Origin of the sequence: Promicromonospora sp. AC04 (assembly GCF_003058225.1) — a bacterium.
Lineage (GTDB): Bacteria > Actinomycetota > Actinomycetes > Actinomycetales > Cellulomonadaceae > Promicromonospora.
In genome coordinates this window covers 304,653-326,167 of the sequence record NZ_QBUG01000007.1, presented here as the reverse complement: position 1 = coordinate 326,167, position 21,515 = coordinate 304,653, and the positions used below count along the sequence as shown (strand labels likewise).

Here is a 21,515-nt window from a genome sequence, read left to right as displayed (position 1 = left end):
TCAGTTCTCCTCGTCCGTGTGGCCGGAGTAGTCGGCGTGGTGGGGGTTCTCCCAGATGACGCTGCCGCCCTGGCCCAGGCCCACGCACATGGCGGTGAGCCCGTAGCGGACCTCGGGGTGCTGCTCGAACTGGCGGGCGAGCTGCGTCATCAGGCGCACGCCGGAGCTCGCGAGGGGGTGGCCCATGGCGATCGCGCCGCCGTACTGGTTGACGCGCGGGTCGTCGTCGGCGATGCCGTAGTGGTCCAGGAAGGACAGCACCTGTACGGCGAACGCCTCGTTCAGCTCGAACAGGCCGATGTCGTCGATCGTCAGGCCCGCGGTCTTCAGCGCCTTCTCGGTGGAGGGCACCGGGCCGTAGCCCATGATCTCCGGCGGGACGCCGGCGAAGCCGTAGGAGACCATGCGCATCCTGGCGGGCAGGCCCAGCTCGGCGACGACGTCGCCGGCCGCGAGGATGGCGCCGGTGGCGCCGTCGGTCAGCGGGGACGACGTCGCGGGGGTGACGCGGCCGCCCGGGCGGAACGGCGTCTTGAGGCCCTGGATGGACTCGAAGGTGGTCTCCGGGCGGGGCAGCTCGTCGGTGGTGGCCAGGCCCCAGCCCAGCTCGGCGGAGCGGACGGCGACCGGGACGAGGTCCGGGTCGATGTTGCCGTTGGCCAGCGCCTTGGCGTACTTGGCCTGCGACTCGACGGCGAACCGGTCGGCGCGCTCCTTGGTGAGCTGCGGGAACTTGTCGTGCAGGTTCTCCGCGGTGACGCCCATGTTCAGGGCCTGCGGGTCCACGAGCTTCTCGGCGACGAAGCGAGGGTTGACGTCGGCGGCGAAGCCCATCGGGTGGCGGCCCATGTGCTCGACGCCGCCCGCGATGGCGACGTCGAGGGCGCCCATGGCGATCCCCGCGGCCGTGGTCGTGGCGGCGGTCAGGGCACCGGCGCACATCCGGTCGATGGCGTAGCCCGGCACGGACTGGGGGAGACCGGCGAGCATGCCGACGGTGCGGCCGAGCGTGAGCCCCTGGTCGCCCTGCTGGGTGGTGGCGGCGATGGCCACCTCGTCGATCCGCTCCGGGGGGAGCTCGGGGTGCCGCCGCAGCAGCTCGCGCACCACCTTCACGATCAGGTCGTCGGCACGCGTCTCGGCGTAGAGGCCGTCGGGCTTGGCCTTGCCGAAGGGCGTGCGGGCGCCGTCGACAAAGACGACGTCGCGCACCGCACGGCGGGCACGCGGTGTTTCCGGGGCTGCGGTCATCAGCAGAACTCCTGGTTTTCGGGACGGCGGCGTCCGTTGAGCGGCGCCGCTGGATACCGATACACGCTACCGCGAGTACCGGTAAAAAGCACGCACGAGATGAGACCCAGTTCGTGACGAATGGCACCGAGTCTCGAAGGTTCGCCTGGGCGTACGACGGCGCCCGGCCCCAGGTTCGGTCCGTTGCACTGGTCTTGAAGATGACTTCGGTCGGTTGCCTTGAGATCGGTCCACTGTTGGACCGATCTCAAGGCAACCGACCGAAGTGGGAGGGCCCAGCCCTGCTACTGACCGAAGCCGCGTCCGCGCTCAGTTGCCGCGCAGCTTGCGGACCACCTTCTTGGCGGTGGGCAGAGCGGTGTTCCAGGTGTTGTACCAGCGTGAGAACGCGACGTCGATCGAGCCCACGAGCTCGTCCGTGTGCTTGGCGAAGCTCTTCTTGAAGTCGCTGATGCCGTCGTTGAGCAGGCCGTTCATGTCGTACCGCACGAGGCCCTGCTCCCGGGCTATCTCGATGGTGCGCCAGTAGGTCGGCGCGGTGGCCGTGGCCTTGCGGCCGGCGTCGTTGCCGCCGCCGTACAGCAGGAACGAGGTGCTGGCCGAGTTCACGCACCACGCGAAGCACGCGGGCACGTCGTTGACGTAGGTGGCCACCAGCACCGACCGCTCGCCGAGCATGTTGTGGATGTCCACGTAGTACTTGTCGTGGTGGATGGCGAAGCCGGCCCGCTCGGCGGTCTCCTTGTAGACGTCGAGCACGCGCAGCACCTCCTTCTCCTCCGTGACCCGGCGGATGTCGAGGCCCGCACGGCCGCCCTTGCGGATCTCGTACCGGGTGGACTTGCGCATGTCCGAGAGGAGCTCGTCGGCGGGCCTGGTGAGGTCCAGGATCAACGTGCTCGGGATCATTATCTGGTTCGGCGCGTACCGCCGTCCGGCCAGGTCGAGCTGGGTGCCCGCGGGCCAGTCGGGCTCGATCGTGATGCCGACGCCGCCCACGTTCTCGCGCGCCCACTCCACGACGGTGTTCGTCACGGCGTTGCGCGTGGCGGTGTCGCCGACGCCGAAGACGGCCTGCGCGGTCTCGCCGTCGTGGTGCGCGACGACTGGGCCGCGCGGCACGTACGAGAGAGCCTTGAACTGGGCAGGCAGCGGCCGCACGAGGAGCTGTGCGAGGCCGACGGTGGAGCCGTCCTCGGACACGCGCAGGCGGTGCGCGCGCCAGTTGCCGGCCGCCTTGACCTCGCCCCAGCCCCAGAGCTGGAGCGGGTGGCCGCCCAGGGCGAGGACCTCGCGGTCCCAGGTCGATGGATCGGTGACGACGTCGACGGCGAGCGCGATGGGCTCCGACAGGGCTGGCATGGGGACGACTCTACTGGGGCGGGCGAGGGGCTTTCACACCGGTTCCCGTGCCGCGTCGGCGAACACGCGTTCCAGGCGTTCCGCCAGGAGGCCGAGCTGCCACTCGCGGGCGCCGCGGCCCCGCAGGAACTCGGTGATCCCCCCGGCGTCGGCGGGCGACGGCGGCGTCCAGCACAGGCGGCGCAGCGCGTCGGGCTGCAGCAGGTTCTCGACCGGGATGCTCAGCTCCTCGGACAGCGCGGTCACGAGCTCGCGGGCCGCCGCGAGGCGGCGGGCCGCGACGGCGTCACGGTCACCCCAGGTGCGCGGGGGCGGCGGACCGTCGGAGCGCGGTCCGCGCACCGTCGGCAGCTCGGCGTCGGGCAGGGCGCGTGCCTCGTCGATCGCCTTCTGCCAGTAGGCGGCCCGGCGCTTGGTGCCCTTGCCCGCGAACTCCGGAAGCGCCACGAGCTGGCCGGCGGTCTTCGGCATGGCCCTGGCCGCGGCGACTATCGCGCGGTCGGGCAGGACCCGCCCCGGCGAGATGTCCCGCGCCTGCGCGCTGGAGTCCCGCGCGACCCACATGGCCCGCACGGCGGCGACCTGGCGCGGGTTGCGCAGCACGTGCATGCCGGACGTGCGCCGCCACGGGTCCACCCGTGGAGCGGGCGGGGGCGCTGTGCGCACGGCCTCGAACTCCTGCGCCGCCCACTCGGTCTTCCCGGCGGCCTCGAGCCGTTCGGCGAGCCGGTCGCGCAGCTCGACGAGCACCTCGACGTCGAGCGCGGCGTACCGCAGCCAGTCCTCCGGCAGCGGGCGGGTGGACCAGTCGACGGCGGAGTGCTCCTTGGCCAGCCCCAGCCCCAGCACCTCGGCCACGACGGCGGCGAGCCCCACGCGTTCCATGCCGAGCAGCCGCGCGGCGAGCTCCGTGTCGAAGACGCGCGCGGGGCGCAGCCCGTGCTCGGCGAACCCGGGCAGGTCCTGCGAGGCGGCGTGCAGCACGAACTCGGCGTCGCCGACGGCCTCGCCCAGCGGCGAGAGGTCCGGGACGCCGACCGGGTCGATCAGTGCCGTCCCCGCACCCTCGCGCCGCACCTGGACCAGGTAGGTCGCCTGGCCGTACCGGTACCCGGAGGCGCGCTCGGCGTCGGCGGCGACGGGCCCGGAGCCGGCGGCGAACGCCTCGACGACGCGCGCGAACGCGCCCTCGGTCGCCACGACGCCGGGCAGCCCGTCGGCGGGCTCGGTGAGTGGGGTGACGGGTGCCGGCACGGGCGTCGATGTCTCCGCAGGGACTCCTCGCTCCGTGGTGGTCATGGACCTACCGTATGGCGTTGCCTGGAACGGTCGGTAAACCGCCTGGTGAGCGCCGCGACGCCCTCGGGCAGCGGGGGCACTCCGGCGGCCATGGTGAGCAGCGCCGCCCACGCGCGCAGGTGCGTGCCCAGGTGGGTGTCCACCGGCGTCCACGAGGCGCGGATCTCCAGGTCCACCGCGTCGGGCGTGCCGTCCAGGGCGCCGTAGCTCTGGGACAGCACCCGGGTGACCGTGCCGCCGGCGGCCAGGGTGTCGACACCCTCGGCCAGCCCCGCGGTCTCGAGGCACTCGCTCACCCAGGACCAGGCGACGTCGGCCAGCATCGGGTCGGCGGCCATCTCCGGCTCCAGCGTTGCCCGCACCAGCGTCACCACGCGGAAGGTACCGTGCCAGGCCTCCTGCCCGGCGGGGTCGTGCAGTACGACGAAGCGGCCGGTGGCGAGCGGGTCATCGTCGTGGTCGTGCTCGACGTCGTCGTGCCGGCCCTGCGGCGCGTCGGGGAGGACGTCGCCCGAGAGCGCCACGCTGAACGGTGCCACCCGGCGGGGTGCGGGGATCTCGGTGAGGCGCACCTCGGCACGCAGGGCCGCACCCCGCAGGTCGGCCAAGGCTGCTGCGAAGTCGACGGGTACGCCGGTGGGCGGGCCGCTGGTCACCACTTCACGGTACGTCCGCGTCGCTGCCGCGGGACGGAGGCGCGCGGCTGTCGCCGGATCGTGACCTGCGTCGCGGTGTCGTACCGGGCACTAGGCTGGCCGTGGGTCACGGCGTGCGCTGCGCGCAGGCCGGCCTGTTCCCACTTCAGAAGGAGCAAGAACGTGTCAGGCACAGCACAGATCGGCGTCACCGGGCTGGCGGTGATGGGTCGCAACCTCGCGCGGAACTTCGCACGTCACGGCTACACGGTGGCGGTGCACAACCGTTCGTACGCGCGGACCGAGTCGCTGGTCGCGGAGCACGGCAGCGACGGCGAGTTCGTCCCGAGCGAGTCGATGGCGGACTTCGTCGCCTCGCTCGCGCGGCCGCGCAAGGTGGTCATCATGGTCAAGGCCGGCGGTCCCACGGACGCCGTCATCGACGAGCTGGTGCCCCTCCTGGAGGAGGGCGACATCGTGGTCGACGCCGGCAACGCGCACTTCCCGGACACGATCCGGCGCGAGGCCGCCCTCAAGCAGCACGGCCTGCACTTCGTCGGCACCGGTGTGTCCGGCGGCGAGGAGGGCGCGCTGAACGGCCCGTCCATCATGCCGGGCGGCACGCCCGAGTCGTACGCGTCGCTCGGGCCCATCCTGGAGGACATCTCCGCGAAGGTGGACGGCACCCCGTGCTGCACCTACGTGGGCTCCGACGGCGCCGGCCACTTCGTCAAGATGGTGCACAACGGCATCGAGTACGCCGACATGCAGCTCATCGCGGAGGCGTACGACCTGCTGCGCCAGGGGCTCGGTGCAACCGCCGCGGAGATCGGCCAGATCTTCGCGCAGTGGAACACGGGCGACCTGGAGTCGTTCCTCATCGAGATCACCGCCGACGTCCTGCAGCACGTGGACGCCGAGACCGGCAAGGCCTTCGTCGACATCGTCCTGGACCAGGCCGAGCAGAAGGGCACCGGCCGCTGGACCGTGCAGAACGGCCTGGACCTCGGCGTGCCCATCACGGGTATCGCGGAGGCCACGTTCGCCCGGGCGCTGTCCGGTTCGGTGCCGCAGCGCGCGGCCGGCCGTGCGGCGCTGCCGGCCCACGCCGCGCAGTGGGAGGTCAAGGACCGCGACGCGTTCATCGAGGACGTCCGCCAGGCCCTCTACGCCTCGAAGGTCGTCGCCTACTCGCAGGGCTTCGACCAGATCGCGGCGGCCGCCGCCGAGTTCGGCTGGGACATCGACCGGGGCGCGATGGCCCGGATCTGGCGCGGCGGCTGCATCATCCGCGCCCGGTTCCTGAACCGGATCACCGAGGCCTACGAGCGCGACCAGGACCTGCCCCTGCTCCTCGCGGACCCGTACTTCACCGACGCCGTCGCGAGCGGCCTGCCCGCGTGGCGCCGCATCGTGGCGGGCGCTGCCCAGAACGGCGTGCCCACGCCCGCGTTCTCCTCCTCGCTCGCGTACTACGACGGCGTCCGCGCCGAGCGGCTGCCCGCCGCCCTGGTGCAGGCGCAGCGCGACTTCTTCGGCGCGCACACCTACAAGCGGGTCGACCGTGAGGGCACGTTCCACACCGAGTGGTCCGGCGACCGCACGGAGGCTGAGGCGTGAGGGGATACCCCGCGGACAAGGGGCCGGTGGACGGCGGCGGGGAGCAGCCCGTCCCGGAGATGATGGTGGTGGGGGTCGGCGGCGACGTCGGGATGTACGCCCTGGTGCGTGCGTTCCACGAGCAGTACGGCACCCACGCGGTGGTGCTCTCCAAGGTCGCCACCCGCGCGATGCAGGACTCGGCGATCGCCGAGAACGTGGTGGTGCCCGGCCTGGACGAGGTGGACGTGTTCCTCTCGACCCTCGAGGGCATCGCGCAGCAGCACCGGGACAAGGTGCTCGTGCTGCTCACCAACGCGGACTGGCACGTGCGCACCGTCATCGTGAACCGGGACCGGCTGGAGGCGGCGGGCTACGTGCTGCCCTACCCGTCCCTGCCGGTCCTGGAACAGGTGAGCAGCAAGGAGGGCTTCGCGGAGGTCTGCGACCAGCTCGGCATCCCGACGCCGCGCACGGTGGCGGTGGACGTCGCCAAGCTGGTGGCCGACGGCGGCCGCGCCGCCGTGCCGGCCCTCGAGGTGGACCTCCAGTTCCCCGTTGTCGGCAAGCCGTCCAACAGCGCCGAGTGGTACTACGTGGACTTCCCCGGCAAGGCGAAGATCCACCACATCGACTCCCGCGCCGAGCTGGACGAGCTGCTGGGCAACCTCGCGGACGCCAAGTACCCGGGCACGTTCCTGGTGCAGGAGTTCATCCCGGGCGACGAGACGCAGATGCGGTCCCTGACCGCCTACCGCGACACGACGGGCGAGGTGACGCTCCTGGCCACCGGCCGGGTGCTGCTGGAGGAGCACACGCCGGGCACGCTCGGCATCCCGGCCGCGATCCTGGTCGAGGCGTACGACGACGCCATGGACGCCGCCACCCGGTTCCTCGACACGACCGGCTACGTGGGCTTCGCCAACTTCGACTACAAGCTGGACCCGCGCACGGGCCAGCACGTGTACTTCGAGGTCAACCCGCGCATCGGCCGGAACAACTACTACGTCACGGCAGGCGGGGCCAACGTGGCCCGCGTGCTTGTCGAGGACTGGGTGCTGCACCGCCCGATCCGCCCGGTGCGGGCCGTGCACGAGGTGCTGTACACAGTGGTGCCGTTCGGCCTCCTGACGAAGTACGTCCTGGACCCGGAGCTCAAGAGCCGGCTCAAGGCGCTCAGGGCGAGCGGCAACGTCGTCAACCCCCTCAAGTACGACGCCGACTCCGGTCTCAAGCGCCGGCTCATCGTCGAGGGGATCACGCAGAACTACCGCCGCAAGTACGCGCAGTTCTACCCGGAGCCGACGGCGACCGGGTACTGACGCGGCCCGCTGCCCGCCGGGCCTGACCATGGGTACTTCTGCCCAGGTCACGGCCTTGCGGGCCGCGTGACGCGTCGGGAAACTGTGCGTACCTGCCCGCCACGACCCAAGGAAACATCCAGCACATGTCGTTCTTCGAGTCCGTCCGTACCTGCCTGCGCAAGTACGGCGTCTTCAGCGGGCGCGCCCGGCTGTCCGAGTACTGGTTCTGGCAGCTCGCGGTGGCGTTGGTGACCGCCGTCGTCTTCGGGGCGTTCATCGTCCCGGCGCTCATCACGATGGACCCGGTCACGCAGGAGCCGGGGGTGCTAGGGACGATCGGCTCGGTCCTGTGGGTGGTCGTCCTGTTCGGGACGCTCGTGCCCAGCATCGCGGTGGCGGTCCGGCGCCTGCACGACACGGGCAAGTCCGGCTGGTTCTTCCTGCTGGGCTACGTCCCGTTCGTCGGCAGCATCATCGTCATCGTGCTGGCCGCCCTTCCGGGTGAGATCGGGCCCAACCAGTACGGTCCGGACCCCAAGGCGCAGGAGGCGCCCGCGCAGCCCGAGGTCGCGTACTGACCGACGTACCTGGCACGGGGCGGTCCGCACCTTCGGGTGAAGGATCGCCCCGTTCCTGTTGCCGGGCCGGCGGCTGAAGCGCGCCGATGGGTAGTTCTGCCCGGTTTTGGGTCTTGTGCACTGTGTGATGCATCGGGACAATATGTGCGCACTTGCTGGATATTTCCGGCACAACCGTGAGAGAGGCTTCTTCCCGATGTCGTTCATCGAGTCCATCCGGACCGTGCTGTCCAAGTACGCAGTGTTCAGCGGCCGCGCCCGGCGCTCCGAGTACTGGTGGTACGCCCTGGCCGTGACGATCGTGTCGCTGGTCCTGTACGTGGCAGTAGTCGTGCCGGGCCTCAGCGCGTACTCGGCGTCCATCATGGAGTACCAGACTGCCGCCGACCCGACGGCGCCGATCCCGGCCCTGCCCGGCTCCGTGATCACCGGCTACCTGATCCTGTCGATCGTCAACCTCGCGCTGCTGCTGCCGGGCCTCGGTGTCACGGTCCGCCGCCTGCACGACACCGACCGGTCCGGCTTCTGGATCTTCTTCGCCCTGGTCCCGTTCGTCGGCTCGATCATGCTGATCGTGTGGGAGGCGACCGCCGGCACCCCGGGCCCCAACCGCTTCGGCCCGGACCCCAAGGCAGTGGAGCAGACGGCTGCCGTCTGACCTAGCCTGAGCAGGTGAACAGCACCCGCCCCGTCCTCGTCGTCGGGGCGAGCGGGTACGTCGGCAGCCGGGTCGCACGCGGCCTGGCTGCCGACGGGCGCACGGTGCTGGCGGCCGCCCGCTCCCCGCTGCCCGACGGCGGAGACGGCGTCGTCCCCGTCCGGTACGACACCGTCGCCACCCTGCCCGACGCCGTCCGCGCCGCCTGCGCCCGGGCCGGCGCGCCGCTGCCCGGAGCCGTCGTGGCCTCGATCGGCGGCTGGCACAAGGGCGCACCGCTCCTGGAGGCGGACCCGGACCAGTGGTCCGCGACCCTCGCCTCCCACCTCACCGCGCACCTCGAAGCCGCACGCGCCCTCGTACCGCTGCTCGCGCCGGGCGACCCGTACGTCGTGCTCAACGGGGCCGCGTCCCGCGAAGCCATGGCCGGCTCCGGCGCGATCAGCGTCACGGGGGCCGGGCTCGCGATGCTGGTGCAGGTGCTGCGCCTCGAAGCGGCCCAGCCGAACGCCCGCGCCGTCCGCTTCCACGAGCTCGTCGTCGACCACGCCGTCTCCGGGGACGACCGCAACCAGGACCCGGCCCAGACCAGGACGCCGGCCCAGGTCGTCAGCGCCCTCGGCGAGCTCCTCGACCAGGCCGGCGCACCCGCCGTCGTGCACGTGTGACGTTGCTCTCGTGGCACGCCCGGTGAGCTGACCCGCCGGTAATCTTCTGCTTCGTGACAGTCGCTACCACCACTGACAGCCAGACCGTTCAGACCGCCCTGTGCGCGGTCCGGCCGCAGGTCGCTGTCGACCGGCTCGTCACCGACCTGGTACCCCCGCGCCACTTCGCGCAGGCCCGGTTCGCGACCTACCGCGCCAACCCGGCACACCCCAGCCAGGGCCGAGCGCTCGCCCGCCTGACGGAGATCGCCCAGCAGATCACGGCCCCGAAGCGCGGCCTGTTCGCCCGCCGCCAGGCCGCCCCCGCGGTCTACCTCGACGGCGGCTTCGGCGTCGGCAAGACCCACCTGCTCACCTCGCTCGCCCACGCTGTCGGGGAGGCGCTCGGCCCGGACAAGGCCGCGTACGGCACGTTCGTCGAGTACACGAACCTCGTCGGGGCGCTCGGCTTCCTCCCGACCGTCGAGGCGCTCGCCGCCAAGAAGCTCGTCTGCATCGACGAGTTCGAGCTCGACGACGCGGGCGACACGACGCTGATGTCCCGCCTCATGCGCGAGCTCGCGGACCGGGGCGTGGCGCTCGCTGCGACGTCGAACACGCTGCCCGACGCGCTGGGCGAGGGCCGCTTCGCCGCCCAGGACTTCCAGCGCGAGATCAAGGCCCTGTCCGACCGCTTCGAGACCCTGCGGGTCGACGGCGAGGACTACCGCCATCGCGACGTCGTGACCGACTCCGAGCCGCTGACCGAGGACGAGGTCGTCGCCGCGGCCGCCCGCCCGGGCGCCACGCTGGACGCGTTCGACGACCTGCTGGAACACCTCGCCACCGTGCACCCCAGCCGCTACGGCGCGCTGCTCGACGGCGTCTCCGTCGTCGCCCTGACGGGGGTGCACCCCGTGACGGCGCAGGCCGTGGCGCTGCGCCTGGTGGTCCTCGTGGACCGCCTCTACGACCGGGACGTGCCGGTGCTGCTCGGCGGCTCGGGCGACACCCGCGGCCTGTTCACCGAGGAGATGCTCGCCGGCGGGTACCGCAAGAAGTACTACCGGGCACTGTCCCGCCTGGGCGCCCTGGCCGAGGAAGGGCGCAAGCTCGTCTGAGCCGGAACGGAACCGAAGGCCCAACGCGCAGGGCCGAGGTTCCTCAGGTCGCCGCCAGGCGCGCCTTCTCCGCCGCCACGTCGAAGCTGGCGGGCGGCCAGCCCAGGTCCAGCGACCGCAGGGCGCCGGTCAGCAGCTCGGTGACGGCCAGGCGGGAGTACCACTTCCGGTCCGCCGGGACGACGTACCAAGGCGCCTCCTTTGTGGACGTGCGGTCAAGCATCTCCTGGTAGGCCGCCACGTACTCCGGGAGCTTCAGGCGTACGTCGATGTCGTTCGGGTTGTACTTCCAGTGCTTGTCCGGCCGGTCGAGCCGTTTGGCCAGGCGCTTCTTCTGCTCGTCGGCCGAGACGACGAGTGCCACCTTCACGATCGCGGTGCCCGACGCCGCCACCTCGGCCTCGAACTCGTTGAGCTCGCGGTAGTGCCTGCGCCACGTCTTGACCGGCTCCAGCCGGTTGACGCGGACCACCAGGACCTGCTCGTGGTGCGACCGGTCGAACACGCCGACGTAGCCGGGCACGGGCAGCGCGTTGCGGATCCGCCACAGGTAACCGTGCTCCCGCTCCTCCTCGGTGGGCACGCCGAACCCGCGGTGCATCACGCCCTGCGGGTCCACCATGCCCACGACGTGCTGCACGATCCCGCCCTTGCCCGAGGTGTCCAGGCCCTGCAGCACGAGCAGCACGGACCGGTCGCCGCCGGTGCGGCCGTGCGCGAAGAGGCGCTCCTGCAGGTCGGCCAGCTCGTGCCCGCGGACGGCCATGAGCTCCTCCCCTTCGGCCCGGCTGCCCCGCCAGCCGGGCGTCGCGGCCTGGTCCAGGGCACTCAGGTCCGTGCCACGCACCCAGCGCAGGGCCTCGTCGGCCGGGGTCTTCCACAGCTGCTCCGGCGTCTTTGCCATCGGGTGCCACCTCTCCGCGCGGCCGGCCGGTGCCGGTCCCTGCCCCTCAGGCTCTCAGGTCAGGTCTCCGCGCGCAGCACGGCGGTCATCCTGGGCGGGACCGTGAGGGTGTCGCCGACCAGGCGGGTGGCGCCCGGCTCCCAGGCGGCAGCCAGCTTGAAGGCCGCGGGCAGCGGCGCCCTGATCGCGCCCTCGGCGGGCCGCAGCAGGCTCCCCAGGCGCAGGGCGGCGAGGCCGTGGCCCGTGTTGAGCACGAATGCCAGGCTGCCCCGCAGCACCGCGATGACCGAACGGTCGGCGGTGGACCGGACCTCCAGCGGGAGGTCCAGCTCCTCGGCGATGGCCCGGCGGATCGCGATCAGCTCGTGCGCCCAGCGGGCCAGGCGCTGCTCGTTCTGGTTGCGCGGGACGACCGGGGCGTGCACGGTGTCGAGGACCAGCGGGTTGCCCGCGAGGATGACGGTGGCGAGCACGCTGGCCCGGATGTCGACGTCGTCGACGCCGAGGAGCGCCGTGGCGGGGCTCTCCTCGCCCGCCCACGGGACCGTGAGCTGGGCGGCGGGGAGCCGGGTGATGTCCTCGACCACGCTCGCGCCGGCCCGGACCCGGTTGCGCCGCCCGCCGTTCTGCCGGGAGGCCCGGCGCACCGACGGGTGCACCAGGTCGGCGAGCATCTGCAGCGCCTGGATGTCCTCCGCCTTGCCCGGTCCGGACAGGATGCGGAGCAGGATCGTGGTGAGCCGGTCGCTCCTGCCCGGGCCGTCCACGAGGAGGCTGAACCGGCGCTCGAGCTGTTCGCCCATCCCGACGACGTAGTCCGCCAGCTCGCCGAGGAACGGCGTGGGCGAGCGGTCCACCAGCGCGTCGACGTCGAGCACCAGGCCGTCCACGTGGTACTCGCGCAGCCAGTGCCTGGCATCGTCCACGAGGAAGTCCCGGGGGCCGCGGCTGCCGCTGCCGTCGAGGTTGATGCGGTCGCCCACGTAGTCGGTCCGGACGGTCGGCGAGGACGGGACCTTGCCGGCCCGCGTGCCGATCGTCGGGACCTGGCCGGTACGGAGCTGGATGGGGCCGGTGCGCGGCCGGTCCAGCGGGACCTGCCCGGTCCGGGGGCGCATCGCCTGCAGGGCGTGCTCGCCCGCGTCGCCGCCGCTCCGCTGGGCGCGCGGGCGGCCGCCGCCGCCCGTGAGGTACGGGCCGTAGGCCTCCAGGCCGAGCTCGTCGGCCACGGCCCAGCGGTAGGGGATGTCCAGGACGACGGCGAGGCCAACGGCGTGCGCGGCGTCGACGAAGCGCTGCAGCGCGCGCGGGCCGCCGTACGGCTCGTGCACGGAGTAGAGGCGCACCCCGCGGGCGGGGCCGAGCGCCGGGTCGAACGCGGCGACGGGCGCGAGCTCGACGCCGTGCACCCCGAGCTCGGCGACCGTGGGCAGCAGCTCCGTCGCGGCGTCGAGGGTGCCCTCCGGCGTGAACGTCTCGGTGTCGACGTGCATGAGCACGCTAGTGGTGAGGTCGGGCGGGGACCACGTGCCGTCGGACCAGTCGAAGGCCGGGTCGAAGACCCTGGTCGGCCCGTGGATGCCCTGCGGCAGCCACACGCTGCGCGGGTCGGGCAGCAGCGGCCCGCCGTCCACCGAGTAGCCGTAGTCGGTGCCGTGCCCGAGCACGCTGTCGGCGCCCCAGTACCCGGGCTCGCCCGCACCTACGAGGCGCAGCGGCATGTGCTCGGGCTCCTCGTAGGGGTCGTACGGCACGAGCACCTCGATGATGCGCGCACGCGGCGCCCACACCACCGGCCTCGGCCCAGGCACAGGCATATCAGGCCCTGGTCGGGGCGGTGGTGTTGTCCCTCCGGCTCCACTCCTCGGTCCGGTCACGGCGGACAGCCTAGCCCGGTGTTCCGGATGGGCGAGTCAGCACGACCACGCTGCGACCCGTCACGGTGAGACCGCTACCAGCCGCGAGCACCGTCCCCGGCTCGGCGCTGCCGTCGGTGTCCAGGACCACGGTCCAGGCCGACCCGTAGGCGCTGGGCGGCAGCGTGAAGCCCAGGGCCTCGGAATGGGCGTTGAGCAGCAGCAGGAACGAGTCGTCGACCACCGCCTCGCCCCGTCCGCCGGTCTCCGTGATCGCGTCCCCGTTGAGGAAGACGGTCACCGTCCGGGCGTAGGCCTGCTGCCAGTCCGTGTCGTCCATGCGCGCGCCCGTGAGGTCGAGCCACTCGATGTCCGCCGGCACGCCCGCGGCCTCGTGCGCGACCTTCCCGTCGAAGAACCGGCGGCGGTGCAGGATCGGGTGGTCGCGGCGCAGCCGGACGGCCTGCCGGGCGAAGTCCAGCAGCGCGGCCCGCTCGTCGTCGGGCCCCTTGGGGCCGCCCCAGTCCATCCAGGTGAGCTCGTTGTCCTGGCAGTAGGCGTTGTTGTTGCCCTGCTGGGTGCGGCCGAGCTCGTCGCCGTGCGCGATCATCGGCACGCCCTGGCTCAGCATCAGCGTGACCAGGAGGTTGCGGCGCTGCCGGGCGCGCAGCTCGGTGATCCCCGGGTCCTCGGTGGGCCCCTCGACGCCGCAGTTCCAGGACCGGTTGTGGTTCTCGCCGTCCTTGTTGTCCTCGCGGTTGGCCTCGTTGTGCTTCTTGTCGTACGCCGTGAGGTCGGCGAGCGTGAAGCCGTCGTGCGCCGTGACGAAGTTGATGGAGGCGATGGGCAGCCGGCCGCTGTGCTCGTACAGGTCGCTGGAGCCGGTCAGCCGGGAGGCGAACTCCGGCAGCGTGGCCGGCTCGCCGCGCCAGAAGTCGCGGACGGTGTCGCGGTAGCGACCGTTCCACTCGGTCCACAGCGGCGGGAACCCGCCCACCTGGTAGCCGCCGTCGCCCAGGTCCCACGGTTCGGCGATCAGCTTGACCTGGGAGATCACCGGGTCCTGGTGCACGATGTCGAAGAACGCGCTCAGCCGGTCGACCTCGTGGAACTGGCGGGCCAGCGTGGCCGCCAGGTCGAAGCGGAACCCGTCGACGTGCATCTCCTCCACCCAGTACCGCAGCGAGTCCATGATCAGCTGCAGCACGGCGGGGGAGCGCATGAGCAGCGAGTTGCCGGTGCCGGTGGTGTCGAAGTAGTGGGCCTCGTCGCCGTCGACCAGGCGGTAGTAGGCGGCGTTGTCGACGCCGCGGAAGCCCAGGGTCGGGCCCAGGTGGTTGCCCTCGGCGGTGTGGTTGTAGACGACGTCGAGCAGCACCTCGATGCCCGCCTGGTGCAGCGCCTTGACCATGGCCTTGAACTCCATGACCTGCTGGCCCCTGCTGCCGTAGCCCGCGTACCCGTTGTGCGGGGCGAAGAAGCCGATCGTGTTGTAACCCCAGTAGTTCGTCAGGCCCTTCGCCGCCAGCGACGGGTCGGTGACGAACTGGTGCACCGGCATGAGCTCGATGGCCGTGACGCCCAGCTTCTTCAGGTGCTCGATCACCGCCGGGTGGGCCAGGCCCGCGTAGGTGCCGCGCAGCTCGCCCGGGACGTCCGGGTGGCGCATCGTGAGGCCCTTGACGTGCGCCTCGTAGATCACCGTCTCGTGGTAGGGCGTGTCGGGCGGGCGGTCGTGGCCCCAGTCGAAGAACGGGTTGACCACCACGGAGACCATCGTGTGGCCGAGCGAGTCGGCGGGGTCCGGGGTCGTGCCCGTCGTCGCCTGCTTCGCGTCCGAGAACGGGTAGGAGAACAGGGACGGGTCGCCGTCGAGGTCGCCGTCCACGGCCTTGGCGTACGGGTCCAGCAGGAGCTTGGCCGGGTTGCAGCGATGGCCCGACGCCGGGTCGTACGGCCCGTGCACGCGGTACCCGTACCGCATCCCGGGGCCGACGCCGGGCAGGTAGACGTGCCACACGTGCGCGTCCGTCTCGGTGACTTCGATGCGCGTCTCGGTGTTGTCCTCGGCCAGGAGGCACAGCTCGACCCGCTGCGCCACCGACGAGTAGAGCGCGAAGTTGGTGCCCGTACCGTCGAACGTCGCGCCGAGCGGGTAGGGGCGACCAGGCCAGGTCTGCATCGGACGATCATCACACCCTGGCGGGGTACGTGGGGGGAGATCTGCGTGCTGGGCGTGCCGTCGTCGTGGAGGCTTGGCGGTGATTCGAAATACTGTGCCAAGCGGATGCACGAAGGCCCGATTTGCTGCGAGAATGAGACCATGATCACGGGGGAACCCCAGTCCGCCACCGCTGCCAGTGCAACCGACTCCGCCGACGCTTCCGATTCGGTCCCGACCGATCTGATCGACGAGTCGAATGCGTCCTACGCACACATCGCGCCGCCGGCTGTCCGCCGCGCCGCAACCCGCCGCGGCCTGCTCGGTGGCGGAGACGTCTCCAAGGCGCCACGCAACCTTGCCGGCTGCGAGCTCGACCCGATCTCGGGCTCATCGAGCGGTGTGTCCTGGGACGACCCGGACGAGCTCTGACAGCAGGCGCCGTCGACGTCGGACGGCGGCGTGCCGACCTGCCCCTCAGCGGGGTAGCCGCCCCGGGTCCACGGGGATGAGGCGCGGCATGCCCGCGGGAGCGATGCGGCTCAGCGCCAGGTAGCGGGCCTCGGCCCGGTGCAGGCGGATGTGCTCGTCGAGCGACCACTGCGGCCCGTTCGTCAGGGTCATGCCGCAGGAGCAGTCGATCTCCTCGCGGTCGCCGGCCAGGTGCCGCACCAGCCCCACGGTGACGTGGGAGGCGCGGGCATCCGCCTTGGCGCGGTGCATCGCGGCGCTCACGGGAGCATGTTCGGTCACGGCCCCCACCCTAGACGCCGTTGAGTGCTGGATTCTCGCCCTTCTGGAGCCGCCAGAAGGGCGAAAATCCGGCACTCAGCGCTCGGTGGACGGTTCAGTGAGCGGCGTGGGTGCGGTCCAGGGCCTGGAGGACGTCGTCCAGGAGGTCTGTCACGTCCTCCAGGCCTACCGAGAGGCGGACTATCGACGGCGACACCTCGGCCTCCGTGCCGCGCACCGACGCGTGCGTCATCTCGCTCGGGTAGTTGACCAGCGACTCCACGCCGCCGAGCGACTCGGCGAGCAGGAAGACGCGGGTCGACTCGGCGAACGTGCGCGCCGCGCGCTCCCCGCCCGCGAGGTCGAGCGAGATCATGCCGCCGAACCGGGACATCTGGTGGGCGGCGATCTTGTGTCCCGGGTGGTCGGGCAGCCCGGGGTAGAGCACGCGGGCAACCGCCGGGTGGTGCACCAGGCGCTCCGCGAGCGTCTGGGCCGTCTCGGAGTGGCGCTGCATGCGCACCGAGAGGGTCTTGATGCCGCGCGTGGTCAGGAACGCGTCGAACGGGCTGGACACGGCGCCCGCGGCGAACTGCACGTAGCGCACCTGCTCCGCGAGCTCCTCGGCACCGTTCGCCACGACGACGGCCCCGCCGACGACGTCCGAGTGCCCGCCGAGGTACTTCGTCGTGGAGTGCACGACGACGTCGGCGCCGAGGTCGAGCGGGCGCTGGAGCGCGGGGGAGGCGAACGTGTTGTCGACCACCAGGAGCAGGCCCGCCTCGTGGGCGATCTCGGCCAGCGAGGGGATGTCGCTGATCTTCATCAGCGGGTTCGACGGCGTCTCGACCCACAGCATCTTCGACTCGGGCCGGATCGCGGCGCGCACGGCGTCGAGGTCGGCCGTGTCGACGGTCGTGTGCGCGACGCCGCTCTTGCCGTGGATGGTGCGGACCAGGCGGTGCGTGCCGCCGTAGACGTCGTTCGGGACGAGCACGTGGTCGCCGGGTTCGAGCACCGCCCGCAGGAGCGCGTCCTCCGCGGCGAGGCCGGAGGCGAAGGAGATGCCCTGCGCCCCGCCCTCGATCGCCGCGAGCTGCTCCTCCAGCGCGGTGCGCGTGGGGTTGCCGCCGCGCGAGTACTCGTACCCGCCCCGCAGCCCGCCGATGCCGTCCTGCGCGTAGGTGGAGGTGACGTGGATGGCGGGGATCGCGTCGCCCGTCGTGGGGTCGGGGTGCTGTCCCGCGTGGATCGCCAGCGTGTCGAACCGGCTCGGTCGTGCGTCGTTCATGATCCCTCTCTTCGAAGTCGTGGAGCGGTTCAGACCGCGAGGTAGTCGAGCAGGTCGGAGCGGGAGACCACGCCGAGCGCCTTGCCGCCGTCGGTCACGAGCAGGGCGGTCTCGTCGGCGAGCGCGGCGCGCAGCGTCCCGACGGGCTCGTTGACGCCGACGAGCGGCAGGGGCCTGCCGATGAGCCCGCCGACCTCGTCGGACAGGTTCACCTTGCCCGCGAACACCCCGTCGAGCAGGTCTTCCTCGTGCACGGCGCCCGCGATCTCGCCGAGCACCACCGGCGGCTCCGCGGTGAGCACGAGCAGCTGCGAGACGCCGGAGCGGGTCATCCGGTCGATCGCCTCCCGCACCGTGTCGGTCTTGTGCACGTAGAGCACCGGCGGGGTGCGGTCCGCCTTGGCGGCCAGCACGTCGGCGACCGTGTGGTCCTCGATCGCGGGCGCGAACCCGTAGGACCGCATCCAGGTGTCGTTGAAGATCTTGCCGAGGTAGCCGCGGCCGCCGTCGGGCAGCAGGACCACCACTACGTCGTCGGGCCCGAGGTCGCGCGCGGCCCGCAGGGCTGCGACGACGGCCATGCCGCTCGACCCGCCCACGAGGATGCCCTCCTCCCGGGCGAGCCGCCGGGTCATCGCGAACGACTCGGCGTCGCTCACGGCGATGACCTCGTGCGGGACACTCGGGTCGTAGGCGGTCGGCCAGAAGTCCTCGCCCACGCCCTCGACGAGGTAGGGGCGGCCGGTGCCGCCCGAGTAGACCGATCCCTCGGGGTCGGCGCCGACGATGCGTACCCGGTCGCCCGAGACCTCGCGCAGGTACCGGCCCGTGCCCGTGATCGTGCCGCCCGTGCCGACGCCCGCGACGAAGTGCGTCACCCGGCCGTCGGTGTCCCGCCAGATCTCAGGCCCCGTGGTCTCGTAGTGCGAGCGGGGGCCGTTGGGGTTGGAGTACTGGTCGGGCTTGAAGGCGCCGGGGATCTCGCGCACCAGCCGGTCGCTCACCGAGTAGTACGACTCGGGGCTGTCGGGCGCCACCGCCGTCGGCGTCACCACCACCTCCGCGCCGTAGGCCGTGAGCACGTTGCGCTTGTCCTCGCCCACCTTGTCGGGCAGGACGAAGAGGCACCGGTAGCCGCGCTGCTGGGCCACGAGCGCGAGGCCGACGCCGGTGTTGCCCGACGTGGGCTCGACGATGGTCCCCCCGGGCCGGAGCTTGCCCTCGCGCTCGGCCGCATCGATGATGCGGCCCGCTATGCGGTCCTTGGACGACCCGCCGGGGTTCAGGTACTCGAGCTTCACGAGCACGGTCGCGCTGGTCACGCCCTCGGTCACGCGGTGGAGCCGGACGAGGGGCGTGTTGCCGACAAGGTCAACGACAGAATTGGCGTACTGCACCTGTTCTCTTCCTGTTTCTGGGCGCGCTGCGATGCGCGCGGACAACTGACGGACTTGCGTCGAGAATTGTCAGCGACAGCAACAGGAGGGTGCGAGCACGTCGCAACTGTAGCGGCGCGCCGCGCTCAGTGCGAGTGCGCGATGCCGAGCTCGTGCATGCGCTCATGTTCCTCACGGTCCTTGATGCGCTGCGCGATGCGCGCCTGGACCTCCGCGCGGCGCAGCGGCGGCACGGTCTTCGGCGGCTGACGGCGCTCCGGCAGCGTGTCGAGCAGGCGCGTCACGATCTCCGCGATCTCCTGCGTGGCCTGCTCCACCGGCTCGCGGGTGGCATCGCTGACCTTCGTCACGCCGGTGACCTTGCGCACGAACTGCAGGGCGGCGGCGGTGATCTCATCGGCGGTGGCGGCCGGTTCCAGGCCGCGCAGCGTGGTGATGTTTCGGCACATGCTCCGACGGTACGCCGGGCGTCGCCCTCGGGGGAGGGGCCCGCCCGGCGTCGTCGGAGCGAGGCGGGTCAGTGCCCGCCGCTCACCTCGCGCATCCCCTTGACGGGGATGGTCGCCGCGATCGCGGCGGCCACGACCGCCATGCCGCAGCCGAGCAGGAGCGCGACCCGGAACCCGCTCTCGGTGGGCAGGGTGTGGTCGCCGAAGGTGGTGCTCATCCGGGCCAGCACGACGCCGATGACGGCGGCCGACGTGGACGTGCCGATCGAGCGCATCAGCGCGTTGAAGCCGTTGGCCGCGGCCTTCTCGGTGGCCGGTACGGAGCCGAGGATGAGCGCGGGCAGGGCGCCGTACGCGAAACCCACGCCGGCCGACGCGACGAAGGCCGTGACGGAGAGGCCGACGAGCGTGTCCATGAACAGCGTGGACAGGCCGTACCCGAGCGACATGACGAGGCCGCCGAGGACGAGCGTCGTCTTGGGGCCGCGGGCCCGCGTGATGCTCGCGCCCACGGGCGACATGAGGGTCATGGCGATGCCGGAGGGCGCCATCCAGAGGCCCATCTGCAGCATCGACTGGCCCAGCCCGAACCCGGTCGCCGCGGGTGCCTGCATGAGCTGGGGCAGGATCAGGGACTGGGCGTACATGGCGAACCCGATCAGGATCGAGGCCAGGTTGGTGAGCAGCACCGCGGGGCGTGCGGTGGTGCGCAGGTCGACGAGCGCGTCGGGGGTGCGCAGCTCCCACCAGCCCCAGGCCAGGAGCACCACGACGGAGCCGGCGAACAGGCTCAGCACGAGCGGGCTGCTCCAGCCCCACTCGGCGCCCTTGGAGACGGCGAGCAGCAGGGCCACGAGGCCGGCGGCCAGGCCGAGCACGCCGACGTAGTCGAACGGGGTCCGGACCCGGGCGTGCGGGGCCGGGTCCGGGATCGCCCGCCAGATGACGACGCCGATCACGACGGCGCACACGGTGATGAGCCAGAACAGGATGCGCCAGCTGGCGAACTCGGCGACCGCGGCGGCGAACGGCAGGCCGAGGGCGCCGCCGATGCCGAGCGACGAGCTCATCAGGGAGATGGCCCCGGCGGTGCGCTCCTTGGGCAGCAGGTCGTGCAGCATGCTGATGCCGAGCGGGATGAACCCGGTGGCCAGGCCCTGCAGGCCGCGTCCGGTGACCATGACGGGCACGGTGGTGGCCACGGCGCAGATCGCGGACCCGACGGCGAGCGGCACCAGCGAGACGAGGATCATCCTCTTCTTGCCGTACAGGTCGCCCAGCCGCCCGGACACGGGGGTGCAGATGGCGCCCACCAGCAGGGTGACGGTGATGATCCACGAGGTGTCCGACGCCGGGGCGTCGAAGATGGTGGGCAGCGACGCGACGATCGGGACCACGAGGGTCTGGGTCATCGCGACCACGATGCCGCCGATCGCGAGGATCGCGACTATGCGGTTGGGGCGGATCGCCGGAGCGGTGGCTCCGCCGTCGGCCAAGGGTGTGGGGCGGGACGATGTGGTCGTCACGAGTCTCCTCGGAATGGTTGTTGTGCATCATGCACATTAGGTCGCCAGGCTCAGGATGCCATACGTTGTGCACGATGCATAGACGCCAGTCGGCGCGTGAGACCGGAGGTAGACGATGACGTCCCCGATCAACCGGATCGAGTACGAGGCCATGCTGTTCGGGCGGCACCTGGTGATGCTCCCGGCGGGCCGCTCGCGCCGTAAGGGCGGCCGCCTCGACCAGAGCGCGTACACCCTGCTCAGCCTGCTCGACGCCGGGGGACCGGCCAGCCTCTCCGAGCTCGCGGTCGCCACCGGCCTGGACGTCTCGACGCTCAACCGGCAGACGGCCGCGCTGCGGCGCGCCGGGCTCGCGGAGCGCTTCGAGGACCCCGAGGGCGGCCAGGCGCGCAAGCTCCGGCTGTCCGACGACGGCCGCCGAGTGCTCACCGAGGAGCGCGAGGCGAGCCAGGCGCTGCTCGCCGACCTGCTCGCCGACTGGCCGGAACAGGACCGGACCGACCTCGCGGAGCTCCTCGGCCGCTACAACCGGGTGATCGAGGACCGCTCCGGGCGGCACTGGCCGCGCCCGTGAGGCGGTCGCGGGCGCCGCTGACGACGCCGGAGGCGGCGGCCGACGTCGTCGGGCCGCTGGCCGAGGCCGGGGCGACCTGGTGGGACGAGCGTGGCCTGTACGCGTCGCCGGACCTGCACTCCCTGGCGTCGGTGCTGCGCCGCGTGGAGGCGGGGCCGCCACGGCCCTGAG

21 protein-coding genes are annotated in these 21,515 nt (G+C 72.0%); 9 read left to right on the top strand and 12 right to left on the bottom strand.

The window, feature by feature from the left end:
• The 4 genes from C8K30_RS19770 to C8K30_RS19755 all read right to left on the bottom strand — a co-directional run bounded on the left by C8K30_RS19770 (nt 1) and on the right by C8K30_RS19755 (nt 4,568).
• Nucleotides 1-1,251 (bottom strand): thiolase family protein, encoded by a 1,251-nt coding sequence (locus C8K30_RS19770; RefSeq protein WP_108494611.1) that lies wholly within the window; start codon nt 1,249-1,251, stop codon nt 1-3.
• A 309-nt stretch (nt 1,252-1,560) separates the two neighbouring features.
• A complete protein-coding gene (locus C8K30_RS19765) occupies nt 1,561-2,613 on the bottom strand; it encodes a peptidoglycan bridge formation glycyltransferase FemA/FemB family protein (protein ID WP_108494610.1) in 1,053 nt (350 codons plus the stop codon).
• A gap of 33 nt (nt 2,614-2,646) precedes the next feature.
• Nucleotides 2,647-3,912: a ribonuclease D gene (locus tag C8K30_RS19760; RefSeq protein WP_199230584.1), complete on the bottom strand. Its 1,266-nt coding sequence runs from the start codon at nt 3,910-3,912 to the stop codon at nt 2,647-2,649.
• On the bottom strand, nt 3,909-4,568 hold the full coding sequence (locus C8K30_RS19755; RefSeq protein ID WP_108494699.1) for a DUF3000 domain-containing protein: 660 nt from the start codon (nt 4,566-4,568) through the stop codon (nt 3,909-3,911). Before C8K30_RS19755 ends, C8K30_RS19760 begins: the two co-directional genes overlap by 4 nt.
• A 162-nt stretch (nt 4,569-4,730) precedes the next feature.
• Here C8K30_RS19755 and gndA point away from each other — a divergent pair, with 162 nt between their 5' ends.
• From gndA to zapE, 6 genes are all read left to right on the top strand, one after another.
• Nucleotides 4,731-6,167 (top strand): NADP-dependent phosphogluconate dehydrogenase, encoded by a 1,437-nt coding sequence (gndA, locus tag C8K30_RS19750; RefSeq protein WP_108494608.1) that lies wholly within the window; start codon nt 4,731-4,733, stop codon nt 6,165-6,167.
• On the top strand, nt 6,164-7,468 hold the full coding sequence (locus C8K30_RS19745) for a carboxylate--amine ligase (RefSeq protein WP_233257290.1): 1,305 nt from the start codon (nt 6,164-6,166) through the stop codon (nt 7,466-7,468). Before gndA ends, C8K30_RS19745 begins: the two co-directional genes overlap by 4 nt.
• Nucleotides 7,469-7,593: 125 nt before the next feature.
• Nucleotides 7,594-8,028, top strand: coding sequence for a DUF805 domain-containing protein (locus C8K30_RS19740; RefSeq protein WP_108494607.1), 435 nt, complete (start codon nt 7,594-7,596; stop codon nt 8,026-8,028).
• 196 nt (nt 8,029-8,224) lie between these two features.
• The gene (locus C8K30_RS19735) at nt 8,225-8,686 is read left to right on the top strand and encodes a DUF805 domain-containing protein (RefSeq protein ID WP_108494606.1); all 462 of its coding nucleotides are present in this window, start codon (nt 8,225-8,227) and stop codon (nt 8,684-8,686) included.
• A gap of 14 nt (nt 8,687-8,700) precedes the next feature.
• Nucleotides 8,701-9,354 (top strand): SDR family oxidoreductase, encoded by a 654-nt coding sequence (locus C8K30_RS19730; RefSeq protein ID WP_108494605.1) that lies wholly within the window; start codon nt 8,701-8,703, stop codon nt 9,352-9,354.
• A 53-nt stretch (nt 9,355-9,407) separates the two neighbouring features.
• A complete protein-coding gene (zapE, locus tag C8K30_RS19725; protein ID WP_108494604.1) occupies nt 9,408-10,454 on the top strand; it encodes a cell division protein ZapE in 1,047 nt (348 codons plus the stop codon).
• Nucleotides 10,455-10,497: 43 nt separating this feature from the next.
• On the opposite strand, the gene C8K30_RS19720 is transcribed toward zapE, so the two are convergent.
• The 3 genes from C8K30_RS19720 to glgX form a co-directional block, all read right to left on the bottom strand.
• Entirely contained in the window at nt 10,498-11,358 is an 861-nt protein-coding gene (locus C8K30_RS19720; RefSeq protein ID WP_108494603.1) for a PPK2 family polyphosphate kinase, read from the bottom strand.
• Between the two features lie 59 nt (nt 11,359-11,417).
• Complete coding sequence (locus tag C8K30_RS19715) at nt 11,418-13,169, bottom strand: hypothetical protein (RefSeq protein ID WP_132234310.1); 1,752 nt, start codon at nt 13,167-13,169, stop codon at nt 11,418-11,420.
• Between the two features lie 76 nt (nt 13,170-13,245).
• Nucleotides 13,246-15,396, bottom strand: a complete 2,151-nt coding sequence (gene glgX / locus C8K30_RS19710; RefSeq protein ID WP_108494601.1) for a glycogen debranching protein GlgX — start codon at nt 15,394-15,396, stop codon at nt 13,246-13,248.
• A gap of 45 nt (nt 15,397-15,441) precedes the next feature.
• On the opposite strand from glgX, the gene C8K30_RS19705 reads away from it, so the two are divergent.
• A complete protein-coding gene (locus tag C8K30_RS19705; protein WP_132234306.1) occupies nt 15,442-15,807 on the top strand; it encodes a hypothetical protein in 366 nt (121 codons plus the stop codon).
• A gap of 45 nt (nt 15,808-15,852) precedes the next feature.
• On the opposite strand, the gene C8K30_RS19700 is transcribed toward C8K30_RS19705, so the two are convergent.
• From C8K30_RS19700 to C8K30_RS19680, 5 genes are all read right to left on the bottom strand, one after another.
• Nucleotides 15,853-16,128: a hypothetical protein gene (locus tag C8K30_RS19700; protein WP_369940533.1), complete on the bottom strand. Its 276-nt coding sequence runs from the start codon at nt 16,126-16,128 to the stop codon at nt 15,853-15,855.
• 94 nt (nt 16,129-16,222) lie between these two features.
• Entirely contained in the window at nt 16,223-17,398 is a 1,176-nt protein-coding gene (locus tag C8K30_RS19695) for a cystathionine gamma-synthase (protein ID WP_108494598.1), read from the bottom strand.
• 29 nt (nt 17,399-17,427) lie between these two features.
• Entirely contained in the window at nt 17,428-18,795 is a 1,368-nt protein-coding gene (locus C8K30_RS19690) for a cystathionine beta-synthase (protein WP_108494597.1), read from the bottom strand.
• A gap of 125 nt (nt 18,796-18,920) precedes the next feature.
• A complete protein-coding gene (locus tag C8K30_RS19685; RefSeq protein WP_108494596.1) occupies nt 18,921-19,244 on the bottom strand; it encodes a DUF2277 domain-containing protein in 324 nt (107 codons plus the stop codon).
• Between the two features lie 68 nt (nt 19,245-19,312).
• Complete coding sequence (locus tag C8K30_RS19680; RefSeq protein WP_108494595.1) at nt 19,313-20,770, bottom strand: MFS transporter; 1,458 nt, start codon at nt 20,768-20,770, stop codon at nt 19,313-19,315.
• A 115-nt stretch (nt 20,771-20,885) separates the two neighbouring features.
• On the opposite strand from C8K30_RS19680, the gene C8K30_RS19675 reads away from it, so the two are divergent.
• Nucleotides 20,886-21,344, top strand: coding sequence for a MarR family winged helix-turn-helix transcriptional regulator (locus tag C8K30_RS19675; protein WP_108494594.1), 459 nt, complete (start codon nt 20,886-20,888; stop codon nt 21,342-21,344).
• Entirely contained in the window at nt 21,341-21,514 is a 174-nt protein-coding gene (locus C8K30_RS19670; protein WP_199230583.1) for a hypothetical protein, read from the top strand. The genes C8K30_RS19675 and C8K30_RS19670 overlap by 4 nt, the downstream gene beginning before the upstream one ends.
• Nucleotide 21,515 lies beyond the last annotated feature (1 nt).

Bases quoted from the DNA above. Each gene is read 5' to 3' on its own strand.
- C8K30_RS19770 (WP_108494611.1), bottom strand. From the start codon at position 1,251: ATGACCGCAGCCCCGGAAACACCGCGTGCCCGCCGTGCGGTGCGCGAC.
- C8K30_RS19695 (WP_108494598.1), bottom strand. From the start codon at position 17,398: ATGAACGACGCACGACCGAGCCGGTTCGACACGCTGGCGATCCACGCG.
- C8K30_RS19740 (WP_108494607.1), top strand. From the start codon at position 7,594: ATGTCGTTCTTCGAGTCCGTCCGTACCTGCCTGCGCAAGTACGGCGTC.
- C8K30_RS19735 (WP_108494606.1), top strand. From the start codon at position 8,225: ATGTCGTTCATCGAGTCCATCCGGACCGTGCTGTCCAAGTACGCAGTG.
- C8K30_RS19675 (WP_108494594.1), top strand. From the start codon at position 20,886: ATGACGTCCCCGATCAACCGGATCGAGTACGAGGCCATGCTGTTCGGG.
- glgX (WP_108494601.1), bottom strand. From the start codon at position 15,396: ATGCAGACCTGGCCTGGTCGCCCCTACCCGCTCGGCGCGACGTTCGAC.
- C8K30_RS19720 (WP_108494603.1), bottom strand. From the start codon at position 11,358: ATGGCAAAGACGCCGGAGCAGCTGTGGAAGACCCCGGCCGACGAGGCC.
- C8K30_RS19765 (WP_108494610.1), bottom strand. From the start codon at position 2,613: ATGCCAGCCCTGTCGGAGCCCATCGCGCTCGCCGTCGACGTCGTCACC.
- C8K30_RS19685 (WP_108494596.1), bottom strand. From the start codon at position 19,244: ATGTGCCGAAACATCACCACGCTGCGCGGCCTGGAACCGGCCGCCACC.
- C8K30_RS19760 (WP_199230584.1), bottom strand. From the start codon at position 3,912: ATGACCACCACGGAGCGAGGAGTCCCTGCGGAGACATCGACGCCCGTG.